At 35.8% G+C, this 17,693-nt stretch carries 14 protein-coding genes; 4 read left to right on the top strand and 10 right to left on the bottom strand.

All coding sequences use genetic code 11. The annotated features are described in order from the left end of the window. Positions 1-20 precede the first annotated feature (20 nt). The 4 genes from yjfF to GI584_RS08280 all read right to left on the bottom strand — a co-directional run bounded on the left by yjfF (position 21) and on the right by GI584_RS08280 (position 4,727). Complete coding sequence (gene yjfF, locus GI584_RS08295; RefSeq protein ID WP_194842164.1) at positions 21-1,007, bottom strand: galactofuranose ABC transporter, permease protein YjfF; 987 nt, start codon at positions 1,005-1,007, stop codon at positions 21-23. Further along, entirely contained in the window at positions 1,004-2,047 is a 1,044-nt protein-coding gene (locus GI584_RS08290; protein WP_228552368.1) for an ABC transporter permease, read from the bottom strand. Before GI584_RS08290 ends, yjfF begins: the two co-directional genes overlap by 4 nt. 1 nt (position 2,048) lies before the next feature. Beyond that, entirely contained in the window at positions 2,049-3,563 is a 1,515-nt protein-coding gene (locus GI584_RS08285; protein WP_153790929.1) for a sugar ABC transporter ATP-binding protein, read from the bottom strand. Positions 3,564-3,647: 84 nt separating this feature from the next. Further along, positions 3,648-4,727, bottom strand: coding sequence for an ABC transporter substrate-binding protein (locus tag GI584_RS08280; RefSeq protein WP_153790928.1), 1,080 nt, complete (start codon positions 4,725-4,727; stop codon positions 3,648-3,650). 302 nt (positions 4,728-5,029) lie between these two features. On the opposite strand from GI584_RS08280, the gene GI584_RS08275 reads away from it, so the two are divergent. From GI584_RS08275 to GI584_RS08260, 4 genes are all read left to right on the top strand, one after another. Further along, positions 5,030-6,271 (top strand): HAMP domain-containing protein, encoded by a 1,242-nt coding sequence (locus tag GI584_RS08275; RefSeq protein ID WP_153790927.1) that lies wholly within the window; start codon positions 5,030-5,032, stop codon positions 6,269-6,271. A 24-nt stretch (positions 6,272-6,295) separates the two neighbouring features. Continuing rightward, a complete protein-coding gene (locus tag GI584_RS08270) occupies positions 6,296-8,029 on the top strand; it encodes a sensor histidine kinase (protein WP_153790926.1) in 1,734 nt (577 codons plus the stop codon). Between the two features lie 2 nt (positions 8,030-8,031). After that, positions 8,032-9,540 (top strand): response regulator, encoded by a 1,509-nt coding sequence (locus GI584_RS08265; protein ID WP_100361130.1) that lies wholly within the window; start codon positions 8,032-8,034, stop codon positions 9,538-9,540. Between the two features lie 78 nt (positions 9,541-9,618). Then, positions 9,619-10,554: a substrate-binding domain-containing protein gene (locus tag GI584_RS08260; protein ID WP_100361131.1), complete on the top strand. Its 936-nt coding sequence runs from the start codon at positions 9,619-9,621 to the stop codon at positions 10,552-10,554. A 480-nt stretch (positions 10,555-11,034) separates the two neighbouring features. On the opposite strand, the gene GI584_RS08250 is transcribed toward GI584_RS08260, so the two are convergent. The 6 genes from GI584_RS08250 to GI584_RS08225 form a co-directional block, all read right to left on the bottom strand. Next, positions 11,035-11,637, bottom strand: coding sequence for a YesL family protein (locus GI584_RS08250; protein ID WP_153790924.1), 603 nt, complete (start codon positions 11,635-11,637; stop codon positions 11,035-11,037). Between the two features lie 10 nt (positions 11,638-11,647). Further along, positions 11,648-12,682, bottom strand: a complete 1,035-nt coding sequence (locus GI584_RS08245) for a LacI family DNA-binding transcriptional regulator (RefSeq protein ID WP_153790923.1) — start codon at positions 12,680-12,682, stop codon at positions 11,648-11,650. Between the two features lie 34 nt (positions 12,683-12,716). Then, complete coding sequence (locus GI584_RS08240) at positions 12,717-13,562, bottom strand: carbohydrate ABC transporter permease (protein ID WP_100361134.1); 846 nt, start codon at positions 13,560-13,562, stop codon at positions 12,717-12,719. Positions 13,563-13,575: 13 nt separating this feature from the next. Further along, the gene (locus GI584_RS08235) at positions 13,576-14,496 is read right to left on the bottom strand and encodes a carbohydrate ABC transporter permease (RefSeq protein WP_153790922.1); all 921 of its coding nucleotides are present in this window, start codon (positions 14,494-14,496) and stop codon (positions 13,576-13,578) included. A 69-nt stretch (positions 14,497-14,565) separates the two neighbouring features. After that, positions 14,566-15,858, bottom strand: a complete 1,293-nt coding sequence (locus GI584_RS08230) for an ABC transporter substrate-binding protein (protein WP_153790921.1) — start codon at positions 15,856-15,858, stop codon at positions 14,566-14,568. Positions 15,859-16,972: 1,114 nt separating this feature from the next. Beyond that, positions 16,973-17,608 (bottom strand): YesL family protein, encoded by a 636-nt coding sequence (locus GI584_RS08225; protein ID WP_153790920.1) that lies wholly within the window; start codon positions 17,606-17,608, stop codon positions 16,973-16,975. Positions 17,609-17,693 lie beyond the last annotated feature (85 nt).

Below are 17,693 nucleotides of genomic sequence, written 5' to 3'. Positions count from 1 at the left end.
CACACTCCCTTATCACATTTTTAGTTACTGGCCTGCTTCTTCTCACTTCTTAATACAATCACTCGCTGTAAAACAATAAATAAAAACAACAATACGCCGATTGCAATTTTGGTCCACCACGAGCTAAGTGTCCCTTCAAAAACAATAATGGTTTGAATAATCCCGAGGATTAACACACCAACTACACTTCCAGCAACATAACCAGCACCTCCTGTTAAAAGTGTGCCACCAATAACAACAGCTGCAATCGTATCTAGTTCCATCCCATTCGCATGCAAGCCATAACCTGACAGCATATAGAAAGTAAAGATTAAACCTGCTAAAGAAGCACAGAACCCACTTAACGTATAGATTAGTATTTTGGTCCTTCCAACTGGTAAGCCCATCAACATTGCTGATTGTTCACTGCCACCTATTGCGTATACTGTTCTGCCAAAATTAGTAAGATGAGCAAGAAATATCGCAATAATAACAACAATAAGAGCAATCACCACACTAATCGAAATAAAATTATCTCCCGGTAAAGGAATTCGTGTACTTGCCATATAGCTAAAAAAAGAATGATCAATGGAAATCGTCTCGACGCTAATCATATAGCTAAGTCCCCGGGCTAAAAACATTCCGGCTAATGTTACAATGAAAGGTTGCAAATTGTATAAATGAATCAAAACACCTTGAACAACACCAAAAACAGTACCTACCAACAAGCTGATCGGTACGACGATCCAGGGTGATAATTGTGCTTCCATTGTTAAACTCGCAGCAACCATACTTGTCAGAGCTATCAATGAACCAACAGATAAATCAATACCGCCAGATAAAATAACAAATGTCATTCCTACTGCAATTACAATTAGAAATGCATTATCGATAAATAGATTGAGAAATACTTGTGTAGAGAAAAAACCTGTGTATCTTAGCGAACCAAAGCTAAACATGAGAACAAATAAAGAAATAGTCGCAAGTAAAGGAAGTTGTTTATAATCTAGTGATAGTCTATTGATCATGATAATGTCACACCCTCCCTTTCTTTTTGTTCTCCTGTTCGTTTTACCTTACCAAAACCAAATACTTTTCGGCGGAATTCCGGTGATTGTAATAAACAAACAACCAAAACTACTATCGCTTTTACTACTAAATTTGTTTCTGCCGGGACACCAATTGAATAAATCGTAGTAGTTAAGCTTTGGATGATCAATGCTCCCATAACAGTTCCCATTAAATAAAAACGTCCACCCATTAAGGACGTACCACCAATTACAACAGCTAAAATAGCATCTAGTTCAAACCATAATCCAGCATTGTTTCCATCTGCGCTCATTACGTTAGATGATAAAATTAAACCGCCAACTCCTGCACAAAAACCGGAAAACATATAGACCATGAGCATAATATTTTTCGAATTTATCCCAGCTAATCGACTTGCATCAGGATTTGAGCCAACTGCTTCTATAAAAAGCCCAAGTGCTGTTTTTCTCGTTAATAAGACTGCAACAAAGAAAACAAAAGCTACAATAAAAACGGAAAAAGGTAATGCCAATAAATAGCCACCACCAATATAAGAATAAGGATCATAATATACGGTTGTGATTTGACCACCTGTGATCAGTTGGGCAACCCCTCTTCCTGCAACCATTAATATTAATGTCGCCACTATCGGCTGTACACCAATCCTTGAAACAAGCAGACCATTCCAGCTACCTACTAATGTACAAATTAATAATGACAAACCAATCGCCATAAATAATGGTACTAACCCTGTACCATCTGTACTGGCAACTGTCATTGCACCTATCGCTCCGGACATTGCAATCACAGAACCTACACTTAAATCAATTCCTTTTGTCGCAATCACTAATGTCATTCCTATTGAAATCAGCATTAACGGTGCACCACGATTTAAAATATCAATAAGGCTTCCTGTTAAATGGCCATTTCGCACTTCTATGGAAAAGAAGCTACTATCAACAAATAAATTGATCATCAAAATAAGCAATAATACGATAATTGGCCAAAATAGTCTTGATTTCAACATAGATTTGATCATTTTACATTCCCCCGGCCATTTCTTTCATTAAATCCTGTTGTGTTAACTCTTTATCGTTATAAAACTCTTTTACTTTCTTTCTATCTCGAAGTACTGCAATTCGGTTACACGTTCTCAATATCTCTTCTATTTCAGATGAAATGAATAAAATCGACTTATGTTCTTTACTAAGCCGTGTCATTAATTTCATAATTTCCGTCTTCGCACCAATATCAATACCCCGAGTTGGTTCATCTAATATTAGTAATGTCGGATTGGTTATCAGCCATCTTGCAAGCATGACTTTTTGTTGATTACCACCACTTAAATTTTTTATTAGATGTTCTGGATTAGCTGGATTAATATTTAATAATTCAATATATTCTTCAGCAATTTTGATTTGTTTCGTTTTTGATAGATAATTAAACCAGCCGTAGATACTCTGGATGGCAAGAATCATATTTTCCCGTACAGTTAATTCAGGAATGATTCCTTCAGATTTTCGATTTTCCGAACAAAAACCAATGTTCTTTAAAATGGCATTTCTTGGTGAAGAAAAGTTGACTTCCTCTCCGTTTACTTCCATTTTCCCTTTATCTGCTTTATCTGCTCCAAATAAAACACGCGCCATCTCTGTTCGCCCTGAACCTAATAGCCCTGCAATCCCCACGATTTCACCTTTTCGCATTACCAGATCAAATGGCTCAATTTTTCCTTTTAATCCAACCTCGTCAGCCTTTAGAAAAGATTCGGGAATCTTTTCTTGATTCACTGCGTTTTTGGAAGAAATATCCTCCATCTCCTGTAACTCTTTACCAATCATTTTCGAAACAAGCTCCATACGATCCATTTCCTTCGTTTTATACTCACCAATCCATTCGCCATTCCGCAAAACAGTTAAGCGATCGGTAATCTCATAGATTTGATCTAAAAAGTGACTAACAAATACTATTGCAAGCCCTTCTTTTTTCAATTGTCTCATGACTGCAAAAAGATGCTGCACTTCATCGCGATCCAAACTAGATGTCGGCTCATCTAAGATTAGTATTTTGGCAGATACATTAAGAGCACGTGCTATTGCGACCATTTGTTGAACAGCTACTGAATAGGAGGATAATAGTTTCGTCACATCAATCTTAAGCTGTAATTTTTCTAATAATTTTTCTGCACGTTGATGCATTTCTTTCCAAGCCAACCTGCCGTATTTTTTTATTTCTCGACCAATAAAAATATTTTCGGTTACCGAAAGATTGGAACATAGATTCACTTCTTGGTACACGGTACTTATCCCTTGTTCCTGTGCTTCTAACGGACTATTAATATGAACAGGCTTCCCTTCAAGAGTTACGGATCCTTGATCAATCGAATAAACACCCGTTAAAACTTTAATTAATGTTGACTTTCCAGCACCATTCTCACCCATTAAGGCGTGAACTTCACCGGAATAGAGTGAAAGTTGTACATTGGAAAGAGCTTTAACACCTGGAAACTCTTTCACGATATTTCCCATTACTAATCTCGGTTGTTGTTCAGACAAGTTGTCTACCTCCCTCTTACCATTCATTTAGCCTAAAGCAAGTCAGCGTTGCTTTAGGCTACTTCATTGCTTTATCTCTATTTCTTAATATTCACGTGTTGGTAATAGTTCATCTGCTTGATCCATCGTGTACATGCTTTCTTCTACTGCGATACGTTTGTCTAATTCTTCTCCAGCAAAATGCTGTTCCATTAATTCTACTAATTGCGGTCCAAACAATGGATTACATTCGATCGTTACGTTCATTTTTCCATCTGCCATTGCCTCGAAAGCACCTTTTACAGCATCCACACCAATAATTTTGATGTCTTCCGCTGGCTTTAATCCATATTCTTCAATTGCTTGAATTGCACCAATTGCCATATCATCATTATGTGAATACAGTACATCAATGTTTTCGCCATCTGATTTTAAGAATGCTTCCATTACTTCTTTACCTTTTGCTCTTGTAAAGTCACCTGTTTGTGATTTGGTAATTTCAAATTTGTCTTCTTGACCAATAATTTCTTCAAAACCTTCTTTACGGTCAATTGCAGGTGCAGAACCTACTGTACCTTGTAATTCTACGATATTGACTGGTCCTTCTTCGTCTGCCATCTCTTCCAATAACCAATCCCCTGCTTTACGTCCTTCTTCTACAAAATCAGAGCCTAGGAAGGTAACCCATAAAGAATCATCTTCAACATCCACAGCACGGTCAGCTAGAAACACTGGAATATCAGCGTCTTTTGCCTCTTGAAGTACCGTTTCAAATCCAGTTTCAACTACTGGAGAGAAAACAATCGCATCTACTTTTTGTGTAATAAAAGAACGAATTGCTTTAATCTGGTTTTCTTGTTTTTGCTGAGCATCAGAGAATTTCAGCTCGTGACCAGCATCTTTTATTGCATCTTGGATCGATTTCGTGTTTGCAGTACGCCATTCACTCTCTGCCCCCACTTGTGAAAAGCCGATCACTAGTTTTTCGCCTGCTTGGTCATTACTTTCTTCTCCTGAATCACTATGTGACTCTTCTGCGTCATTTTCTTCCTCTGTTTGTTCCGAGTTGTCACCAGCAGCGTCATCATTTCCTCCACTTTCGTCTGCAGAACCACAAGCTGCTAATAGTAATAAAAGAGCAAATAATAAAACTAATAACCCCTTAGCTTCTAAAATTTTCTTCATGTTCGTATAACCTCCCTTTTTTCTATACCAAAAAATGTTGGTATAGCTTCATTTTAAAACGCTTCCAAATTAGATGTAATAGAATTTTTTTTGTAAAAAATTAAATATTTATTAAGTTCCCTTTATTTAGTGCAATTTTTTTAACTAAAATTGTATTATTTTTTAAAATGCGTACAATAGACTATAGAAACTTGTTCTAATAAGTTAAACTATATGAAAGTCTTTGTCAGTATCAAGTACATCTGAAATACACAACGAGCGTATCCTCTACATATATTCCATCAGTTAGGAGTAGATTAAAAATGAATACGTTTACAAAGTTTCGCAAATTATCGATTCGCTCAAAATTTCTTGTTTTATTTGTGTTGCTTTTTGTATGGTTTGGTCTTATACAGCTTGTACAGCTCTTCTTTTTTATCAGCTATATCAAGCAATATAACGAAATGACGGAAACCATCCACTTAACTAATTCGATTCACGGGGAGTTAAGAGAACAGTTAGAAGAAGAAATTCGAGATATTGTTTATGGCAAAGTATATTTTGAAGATGGAAGACAATATCAAATTTTATCCCAAATGGAGGAGCATCTAAATACTGTAGCAAATAAAGAAATGGCACAACCTTTTACAAACGAAATAGAAGAGGTCAGGACAATTCTAGAAACAACTACTGAATATGTCGACCTGCTTGGTCATCAAATTAAATTTAATGTACCAGCTGAAGAAAAATATACGACACAAGAGTATATTGGTATTGCATCTGGATTAATTAATGATCATGTCCAAACATTACTGCAAAATACCTTACAAGAAAGTGAAATACAAAAAGAAGTGATAAAAGAAAAAATTAATCGTGATATCGTTATAAGTATTACAGTCTACATATTATTAGTAATGATTACCTTCTTCATTATCTGGATTGCATCAAAATACATGTTAAAACCGATCTATTCTTTACAAAACCACGCAAAAGAAATTGCAAAAGGAAATTTAAATGTTCTGATTAATCCAGTAACAGCAACTAACGAAATAGATGATCTATATAATGGCTTTCATTTGATGACGAATTATTTAAAACATATTATTAGTCAAGTACATCGAACAAGTAATGAAATTATCCACACCTCTCGACAAATTCATCAAAGTACAGAAGAAAATTTGACTGCTGGTGAACAAATGACATCTACTAGTCAATTCATCACCCGCGACTTACAACAACAACACATACAATTGCAACAGTTACAACGAGAGAATGAGAGATTATTAGAGAAACAACTAAGCTTTCAAAAACAATTAGATACTCTTCCAGAAGAACACGATCTCATCCATGAACACACTTCTATTACTATCACCATGATCAGTCAACTACAGAAAAATATGGAGGAGTTTAAAACACAAATCACTACATGCTTTGCAAATATGGAAGTGATCGGGGCACTAGGCGAAGAACAACTTACTACCATCGAAGAAATTGCCGAGAACTCTGATAAGCAACTTGCATATTTAGATCAATTACAACAGCAATTAAGACAATTTACCATTTAACTACTACCCAAGGGATGATATACCATGCAATGGAATTGGTTCAATTGGTTAGACAAAAGCTTACGTATTAAAATGCTGGTTATGTTTGTTCTATTAACAGTCTTTCCATTAGTTTTCATCGGATTCATATCTTATATAAAATCTTCTAATATTGTTTCAGAACGAGCATACAGCTTGGCACAAATCAAAACTAGTCAAATAACTCGAGAAATCGATGTCCTTTTTCAGGACATTCATCGTTTTAACGAAATAGGAAAACAGCAAAGTACCGTTCAATTCTTGCTTCACCAAGAAGAAACCTACGATGAAGCCAAAGAAATTCTAAGTTTGTTTGATTTTTACCAAAAAAGTTATTTATCAGGTGAAGATATTTTTGACATCCAAATTATGAATGCAGAAGGTAAAACAATCAGCAATACCAGAGGTGTTTATCAACGAAATGATATAGAAATAGAGGAATGGTTAGCAGAAGATCCTACACAATCAAGAATGGAAATAATCTATCAAAATGGTTTCCCTACTCTAGTGATAACAAATGCTATTGTTTGGGATATAACGGATTCTGTCATCGGTATGTTGAAAATAACGATTGATGCTTCTGCGATCACCTCGGTTCTGGACGATGTCAATTTAACGGAGAGCAGTTCCTTTTTTATAACTTCGAACGATCGTGATATCTTTTTTCAACAAAAACAACCTCACTCTGCAGACCATGTTTATTTCGATTTGGAACGCATTTCTGATAAGGAACAGGGCTATTACACAGAAGATGGCATGTTTTATGTATATGAAACATCGAAAATGACAGACTGGAAAGTCATCGGTCAGGCGCCAATCCGCGAAATCATGAAAGATAGTAACGACATTCGAACCTTAATCTTTTTAACAGTAATCAGCAGTATTATTTTCATTATTGGACTTTATATGTTTATTTCTAACAAGTTAATATTACCGATACGAATATTAAAAACAAAAATGACTCAGGCTGCCGAGGGAAATCTTAAAGCAAAGGTAAATCCAGTTGGAGAAGATGAAATTGCAACCTTAGGCCATAGCTTCAATCAAATGATTTCAAAAATAAGATCGCTTTTAGATCTAAGTATTGAAGAGCAAAAGAAACTGAAAGCTGCAGAATTTCGTACGATGCAAGCACAAATTAATCCTCATTTTTTATATAACACACTAGATACTATCGTCTGGTTAGCTGAAGCAAAACAACATGAATCTGTTATTGATATAACAAAAGCATTATCACAATATAGTAGAATCTCACTCAATAAAGGCAAAGACTGGATCACTATTGCAGATGAAATGTCCCATATAGATAGTTATTTATATATTCAACAGACAAGATATGAAGACATTTTAGATGTAACGGTAGATGTGGATCAGGACCTTTACCGTTATCATATTTTAAAGCTATTATTACAACCAATAGTGGAAAATGCTATTTACCATGGCATAAAAAATAAACGCGGCATGGGATTTTTACGGATTATCGGAACATTAGAGGATGAAGATAAGATTCGTTTTGAAGTTATCGATAATGGTATTGGAATGGATGAAGCAAGATTACAAAAGGTAAGAAATCACTTAATCTCCGGCGAAGTAGTTCCAGATTCCAAAAATGGATTCGGACTTATTAACGTACAACAACGAATACAGTTATATTACGGAAAAGACTATGGATTAAAGATAAATAGCTGGAAAGGCTCTGGTACAAGAGTAACGATCACAATTCCAAAAAGGGGCGAATAAAATTGAAAAAAGTATTTTTAGTTGATGATGAGGCAGTGATCCGACGGGGTATTGCCCAAAAAATTGATTGGGAAAACGAAGGATTTACCTATTGTGGAGATGCGTCTGATGGAGAAGTGGCACTACCACTAATTGAGAAACATCAACCAGATATTGTGATTACTGATATTAAAATGCCCTTCATGGATGGTTTGACGCTATCAAGAATATTAAAGGAAAAAATGCCACATGTGAAAATCATTATTTTAAGTGGACATGATGAGTTTGAGTATGCCAGGCAAGCGATACGTTTACAAGTAGAAGAGTATTGTCTGAAACCTGTCAGCAGTCAGGATCTAGTAACTATTTTACGAAAAGTAAAAACAAAAATGGAAACGACAAGAAAAGTATTTACTAGTATCGACACAAAGGAAGAGCTATATGAGCAACTTTGCAAAGGTTCACTATCAACAGAAGAAATCATCCACCAGGCCAAAAATCTGCAAGTAGATTTAATGGCTAGTTATTACACTGTCCTTGTCATTAAAAATAATCCAGAAACAGTAAAACAAAAATTAACAAGCTACCAACCTTTACTTTTTGTAAAAGATACCAAATCGATCCTCATTTTAAAACATGATCTGGAGCATATGCTCTTAAAACAAATACATGAGATTAAACAGATATTAACATCACATCATCAACCACTTTTATTCGGATTAGGATCCATTGAAACAAGGACCGAACATATTACTATAGCGTATGAAAATGCGTTAGAAGCTTATAGTTACAGTCGTGCCATACACTCTGATAACTTTCTGCAAGATCATCAGGACGTACACAGAGAATTAATGCAGTCCTTTGATAGAAGAAAACTCATTCATTTTCTGAAATTCGGGCAACTAAATCAACTGGATACGTTTATTCAAACATATGCTAGTTTTATTAATCAAAAACGGGATTTTTCTAATGTATTTCTCTATTATTTTCTACTAGATTTTACAATTACAATTCGACATCATCTTGAGGAATCTGATCATTATGACAACCGTTGTAAAGAAATGATCGAACCATTAGAAAATTCTCTCCATCAAGTTCGAACAAAAGAAGAAATGATTGATTTCATGAAAGAAATGTTACATCCTTTATTAGTTCATCATGAACACCATTCCAGTAAATACGGAACGGTGATACAACAAGTGAAACAAGTAGTTGCAACACGATTTCATGACTCTAGTTTGTCACTTCAGGAAATTGCAAAGGAAATCAATATTAGCGCTTCCTACCTTAGTAATATTTTTAGTAAAGAAATGGACCAAACGATTACGGAATATTTAACAAAGACAAGAATGGACCATGCGAAAGAATTGTTACAAACAACCAATCACAAAACATACGAAATTGCTGATAAAGTAGGTTTCAATGATTCCCATTACTTCTGCCATACTTTCAAAAAAGTGACGGGCATGACAACCAAGGAATATAAAGTAAGCCTTCCGTCAGCGGGGGTTTTATCCCCTACTGATGGTTAGCGAAAGTTAGCACCGTGATCCAAATCAGTTAACAAAGACTTTTTCGATCACTAGTATCAGCTAAAATGAGGGATAGACATGCGAAAGTGGATTTTTATTATAATTGGAATGAGTATATGCAGTATTATTTATATTTTATTTTCTGGAACAAATCGTCCTGTATTACATGAAGAAACTAGCAAGGAAGAGGATCAATTATCTTCGAATTATACTTTTGCCATCATTTATCCTGTTGCACATCCTTTTTTTGAAAGGGTAACAGAAGCAGCTCGTGAACATGCCGCTGATCTGGGTGTTAACGTTATTATCGATGCACCGAAAATCGCTTCTGCCGAAGATCAAGTGGAAATTCTTCAATCATATATCGAACAACAGGTTGATGGAATTGCCATCGGAGCAACAGATCCGGAAACGATAACACCCATTATCAATCAAGCGGTAGACCAAGGCATCCCTGTTGTTTGTTTTGATACGGATGCACCGAAAAGTAATCGATATACCTATATTGGAACAGATAATTATTTGGCTGGCCTGCATTTAGGAGAAACGGTAGCAAAACATTTAGACTACAAAGGAGAATTAATTGTCAGTAGTGGATTACCGACGATGGAAAATTTACGACTTCGAATAGAAGGACTACAAGCTGTCGCTGAAAGGTATCCTGATTTATCGATAAAAACAATTGCCTATAGTAACGGAACGGCACCTGATACATTAACAAATATTGAAGAAATGGTAGATCTTCACCCTGATTTTGATGGTTTTGTTGGTATAGATTCACTGGCTGGACCTGCAGCAATTACTGTATGGAAAGCTCATGGTTTTGATAAAACAGCTGTAACGTTTGATGACTTACCGATTATTCTGGAAGGAGTGAAGAATGGACAAATTACAAGCACTATCTCGCAAAATCAAGGCAAATGGGGAGAACTCATCGTCAAACGATTATCTGAAATAATCAATACAGAGCCGGTTAACGAAGTAGAATATACGGAAACAATAGAAATTGATTAAATACAAGAGTGATTGGATTCTAAATAACTCTATGTTTTTTCCTATACCATTTAAATCGCTAAAATAAAACCTAGAGGAAAGGGATACGAAAACAGTCCATTCAAACTACTATTTCTAACAAATGTTGTAGCGCATAAGTATAGAGAAGACAAGACCATCGAGACTCCTGTGGGAAGAGCACGAGCTGAAGATCCACTTGGTAAAGTGCTCTTCTTTACCAAGTTAGCTTCAGCCGTGCCCACGGAAAGCGGAGTGGTCGGTCGCAGCGATCGTTTAGCAGTAAATACATTTCAAAATGGTTACATGATTTCGTTCATCATCCGCCTTGTTTGCAATCAATACCTTCTAAATGGAAAGATAAAAGATCCGAACTACATCGAATCCTAACTAAAGAATTTACATGTTCGTTCGGATTTTTGGATGACTAAATACTTATGTCCCAGCCTCATCTAATGAATTTTTACTTAAGGGTTCTCCTTTTCATACAAGTTTCTGTTGGACTTTGATAGATAATTTTTGAAAGATGAAATACATAGTAAATGCTAGAATACTTCCGAATATCATAAGAAAAACCGGTGCAAAGTAGGTAACCGTTATTGCTACAACTATTGTTACCAACAGCAAAAGTGTATGAAAAAAGTAACCTAACGAAAGGAATAAAGCATTCTTAAGCGTTTGTAATATAGAAAGTTCATAATGCACTAAAACAAAAAATACATATATTGTCATAAAAATAAATAGAATAATGGAAAATATCAATAAGGTGAATACCCCCAACTTCCCAGTAAATTCTACTTGTAGCAGGATTGACCAATCAACAAATAAAATAAATCCGGCAACGATCCATAAAACGCCAATAAAAAAGCTTTTTTTAAAGTTTTCTCTAAATAGTGAAAAAAACAATCGAATGGATCCGGCATCTGTTCCATTTGTGTGCCATTTTCGGACAACTCCAAATAAAGCCGTTGTCGCTGGGAAAATAGTTATTATAGGTACACAGCAAATAATCCAAAGTGTATTGAGTAATACAAAGTGGGCGAAAATATCAAGTATGCGAAAGAAAATGTTTTCTGATTTATTCATGTCATCACCCTTATGTGGACATTGTTATATCCTTTTCGATTACACAGGAATCTCGGATAATTAATTTCGGATCTACTAATATGGAACCTGGTTCCGTGTTTCCATTTATTAAATCATGCAACATGTAAGCTGCTAGCTTTCCCATTTTATCTTTATCTTGCTTGACTGTCGCAAGTGGGGGATCACTATAGCGGCAAGCTTCGATATCATCACAACCTACTAGCTTCATATCCTCGGGTATACGTAAACCTTCTTCTTTCAGTGCTTTTAATGCACCTAACGCCATCATGTCAGATGCTGTGTAAACCGCCTCTGGATATGGCTTACTAGCTAATATTCGTTTCATCGCTTGATAGCCACTATCTTCAAAGTAATTACCAAATTGAATCCAATTCGGTCTAACAGTCATTCCGAAAAGGTGCATATAGTGTGTAAAAGCTTCTTTTCGGAGGTTAGAAATGATTGAATTTGCTGGACCACCTATAAACGCCACCTCTTTAATAGAGTTTAAGTAAAGATATTCTACTACTTTAGCAGAAACCTTCCCATTATCTGTAGATACGTAGCTTGATCTAGGTCCCTTCAGTTCGATATCAACTCCTACGCAAGGTACATTACTTTGATCCAACTCATTAACAGCTTCCTCTAATTGCTCCCCAGCGATGATGACACAGCCGTCTAGATGGAAGTGATTACATCTAGCTACATAATCCTCTTTCACCATGTTAAATTTATCATTAGAAAAAACTAGAATATCATATCCTAGTTTTCCTATCGCATTTTTAAAAGCATTGACTACTTCATTAAAAAAAGGGTGGCTAAATTCCACATGAACTTCTCCTGCATAAATCAAACCAATTAGATTGGACTTTTTGGTCGCCAATGACTTTGCTGAAAAACTAGGTTGATATCCTGTTTCTTCAATTATTTTTTTTACTTTTTTCACTGTTTGCGGGCTAATACTACCAGTTTTATTGATTACTTTTGATACGGTACCTGGTGACACACCTGCCATTTGAGCTATCTCTCTGATTGTTAACTTCATGTGAATCCCTCTATTTTTTATTAAATGTATTACCTTAACTTTTTACCGCACCCTCAGTTAGACTTTGAATAAATAATCTATTTAATAACAAGAATACAATTATCAGTGGGACAGTAGCCCAAAACGTTCCAGATAAGATCATACCATTATCACGCACGTAATTATCAATTAATCCACGTAAAGCAACTTGGATAGTGAATGATGATTCTTCACGCAAGACAACAAGTGGCCACAGAAAATCATTCCAAATATACATAAATCGAATAATCGCTAAGGTAGCAAACGCCGGTATTATAACTGGGACTGCAATGTTCCAATACACTCTAAAGTTAGTGCAACCATCAATTTTGGCTGCATCTACCAGTTCATCCGGAACATTACTACTAATATACTGCCTCATCCAAAATATACCAAATGCATCGATCAATCCTGGTACAATAATTGCTTTTAAATCGTTTAACCAATCTAGTTTAGTAATGATGAAGTACTGTGGAATAAGTCCAAGTTGTGGTGGTATCATCATCGTAACTAAGATAAAGATAAACAAGATATTTTTACCCTTAAATTCAAATTTAGCAAAGGCAAAACCTGCTAGAGAACATAAAAATAATACACCTATTGTTGTAACAGTCGATACAATAAGTGAATTCCAAATAGCGCCAAAGAAATCAATAGTCTCTATTACTTTTACAAAGTTTGTCACTAATTCTGCGCCCGGAATAAATGCCGGTGGAACACTATTAATTGCACTATTGTGGTTTGTTGCCATTACAAACATCCAATACAACGGAAAGATGGATAGAAAGGTAGCAATGGCAAGTAGAGCATACACAAACATTTTCGAAATTGAAACCTTTTTTGATCCGACTTTTTCACTCATTGACTAACCCTCCTTATCTCCCAATCCGATTTGCAATAAATACGTTAATTGAGGATATGATAATAATAATAATAAATAAGATTATCGCAGCTGCTGAAGCTGGACCAAATGATAAATTAGAAAAAGCTTCACGGTATAAATAGAGCACTACAGTTATCCCTTCTTCTCTATAAGTTCGACCGATGTAGATTAGTGGCTCGGTAAATAGTTGTAATGCACCAATCGTTGAAGTAAATACAGTTAAAATAATGATTGGTCGTAACATTGGAATGGTTATATACTGTATTTTCTGTCTGATTGTAGCACCATCGATCTGTGAGGCTTCATACAATTCATTCGGTATAGCTTGAAGGCCAGCTAAATAAATGATCGTGTTGTAACCAACCCAACGCCAAAATACCATCGTGGAGATTGCTACTTTTACCCCCCACCAAGATGTTCCCCAGCTAATAGGCTCCACACCAAACCAGCTGAAAATTACGTTAAACAATCCAAATTCCTGACTATTAAACATAATGCCAAATACAATAGCAACCGCAACCGTTGAAGTTACATAAGGCATAAAGATGGAAACTCGGAAAAAGCTTTTCATTTTTATCAATGCCGAATTTAACGCATATGCCAAGATAATACCTATTAACAATTGTGGAAGAGTACCTAATACCCACATAATTAGCGTATTAGTTAAAGAAGTCCAAAATATCTTATCAGTTAGCACCCATTTAAAGTTTTGCAAACCGACATATTCCATTTCACCTAGACCATTCCACTTTTGAAACCCTAAATAAAAACTAAAAAGAATGGGAAATAGTCCAAAAATAGCAAATAAAATAAAGAAAGGGGAAACATATAAGTAGCCTGATATGGCTTCTTTCGTTTTCTCACTCAAGGATGATTTTTTGTACGTTTTTAACGATGTTTCTGTTCGAGACATTTCCTTCTCTCCTTTCACTGATTTTAAACGGTCTATGAATGAACACCATAGACCGTTTAAGTATCATCCTTATTGTCTCTCTATTTGTGAGCTGATACGTTCGACAGCTGCATCCCATTCTTCCTGAGGGTCTGCACCTTCGACAGCGACATTAATAAGCGCTGTATTAAGTTCAGTGTCAACCGTTGCATAATTAACACCCATGTAAACAGTTTTCACTGATTGAGCTGCATCTGCAAAGATTTGCGCAGTAGGTGCACCACTGAAGTATTCATCTGAAGTTGCTAGAAATTCCTCATCCTCATATACATCTGGTGTAGAAGGGAATAATCCAGCAATTTCAAATGATCTCAATTGTTGTTCTGGCGCTGTTAACCAGGAGATAAACTCAAATGCTTCCTGTGGATGTTCAGTTTCTTCTGGGATTGTTAAGAAAGAACCTCCCCAGTTTCCTGCCCCTTCCGGAATATTTGCGATATCCCAATTGCCACCTGCATCAGGTGCATTACCTTTCACATTAGCTACCATCCAACCCGGAGCACCAGGCATTGTAGCGTAGCTTCCTTCAGCCATTGCATTTCCCCATTCAGGTGTCCAAAGTTCATTTTCACCAATTAAGTCTTCTTGAATCATTTTAGTAGTATAATCATAAGCTTCTTTTACAGTATCTTCTAGGATCAATTCACCATCTTCATTAAAATATTGTTGATCTTGTTGGTCTCTAAGTGCATTGAATACAAGTTGCGGAGCGTCTGCCATAGGTTTACCGGTTTCCGCTTTAACTGTTTTAGCTGCCTCATAGTACGCATCCCATGTATCAATCTCTGTAGCTAGTTCTTCACGATCCGTTGGAAGGCCAGCTTCTTCCATTACATCTGTGCGATAAAACATTGTTGTCGGTCCAATATCAGTTGGCAAACCTATTTGGAAAGATCCATCAACATTCTGTGCCTGTGCCCACTTCCAATCAAGGAAATTGCCAGCGACATCCTCAGCTCCATAGTCATTTAAATTATAGAATTGATCTTGCGCCTCTAAAAATTTCTCCACTTCACTAATTTCAATCTGTGCAATATCTGGTGCACCGCTTCCAGCGGAAATGGATGTAAACAAGTTGTTGTGCATATCATTCATTTCACCTTCGTTAATCGTGATTTCAACGTTCGGATGTTCCTCCATGTACTCGTCTACTAATTCTCCATAGCCTGTGCTACCGAAGATCCAAAAATCCAACGATACAGTTTCACCACTGTCATCACCAGCATCACCATCATCACTACCAGCACTTTCATTGTCATCACTACAAGCAACTAAAGCGATTACTAGTGAAGAGAATACAACTAACAATAACCATTTTTTCATGATTACTAACCCCCAATATTTTTATACTTAAGCCTAACAACAACAAATAATACAAATAAGACTTTTCTACCCTGTTTTAAACTTCTTTAAATACAAAATAGCGCCATAAAAGAAATCGGTTTCCTCAAAAGCTAAAAAATAAAATTTATTATTACGCTGCAGCATAATGTATCCGCTTTCTCGGGTTTATTATATTACTAATATATTACAAAATCAATAGTTTTTTGAAATATTCCTTTGTAAATTATCTTTATAAAGAAATCGGTTTCCTTCTCCGGTAAAATTATGATTCTGATTAACCATTAAGTCATGGTAACAACTTAATGACTATACATGAAGCAATTGCCGACTAAGTCCTATTTAACCATCCATATATATCTTCCTCATCAAATAGGACACTATATACGGGAACTGACATCTCGCTTATTAAGAAAAACTGGGAAGCCCACCCGGTCCTTTTAATTGACCAAAATAAAGATAGTGCAAAAGAAAGATAATGTTCACTACTGATGGTTGATAACTATGGAATAAATTAGTAATTTTGAAATGGATAATATGCGTAACAACCGCTACGGCTTGCCCACTTCGCTTTCCGTGGGGCATGCTCTTCAGCTAACTTTTGCAAAAAAGATCGTTTTGCAAAAGTGGATCTTCAGATCACGCTGATCCCCCTGGAGTCGAAGTGGACGCCTACGCTAAATAGAGACCTGCAATGGGTGCAAGTAGTAACATGACGACTTTTATTCCACAATGTAAATGTGACCACTTTAAGAAAGCTCAAAAAGATAACGGTCAAAAACGTTGTAGAACAACTTTATAGCGGAGGCCGGCCGCTTCAACTCCTGTGGGACTGTTTTACCTGAAGATCAACTTTTCCAAGCGGTTTTTGCTTGGAAAAGTTAGCTGAAGGGAAAACCCCACGGAAAGGGAAGCGGGCAGCCGAAGCGATTTCCTTGCACACGATACCTTTCATAATAAACAACATGACTAGTCAACTATATCTTTATTTATTACACATTTTAAACGTGAATAGGATACCAAAATGCTTTGATACCAACGGTTATATACTTTCCTACCTTATAATAAATAAAACTGCTTCTCACCTAAGAAGCAGTTACCGATAACGATATTTTAATAAACACTGATCTAAAAAGTCTTGTGGTAATTTTTTGACAGCTCTTTGCCATATATTAATATGAATAAATGCAAAAAGACTCACACCTGCAATAATTGCCATTGGGAAATACAATCCCACAATCGCAAAAATGACACCTATGCCTCCAATTAATAAAATATCAGGTAGTATAGTAATCGAAGCTATCCATGCATGTTTCCATAACTTTAATCCTTTTAAATGAGATGTTACGATTAATGGCAACATCGCAATTAAGGTAAAAATGGAGATACTTGCTACAAACAACCATAAAACTTGCAGAAAAAGATGCAGAAAGCCGTTAAATGTCGGAAGAATGCTTGTATTGAAAGCGAAGATAATCACAATTACACCCACATTAATTCCTAGAAATAACGTATTTCTAAAATTCAATTTAAAAGCTTGATAAAACGCCTTCCATACCCCTATTATATCTACTCCATGTTTCGACCATTCCAAGACTACAGCATACATAGCAACAGTTGCGGGAATAACAGTAACAATCCCTAATGAGAAGAAAAACCATAATAACTGTAATGCCAAAAACGAAGCCAGCACATGTAAAATACGAAACAGCATTTGGTCAGTCTGGTTCATCCTATCACCCATTTCTTGATATATTATTTTAGAAATATTTTGTTAACATTATAGCCTTTTTCTAAAATAATAAACGTACCAGATG

Source organism: Gracilibacillus salitolerans (assembly GCF_009650095.1).
GTDB lineage: Bacteria > Bacillota > Bacilli > Bacillales > Amphibacillaceae > Gracilibacillus > Gracilibacillus salitolerans.
Note: the sequence above shows the minus strand (reverse complement) of the source record. Positions and strands in the feature narration are given on the sequence as shown.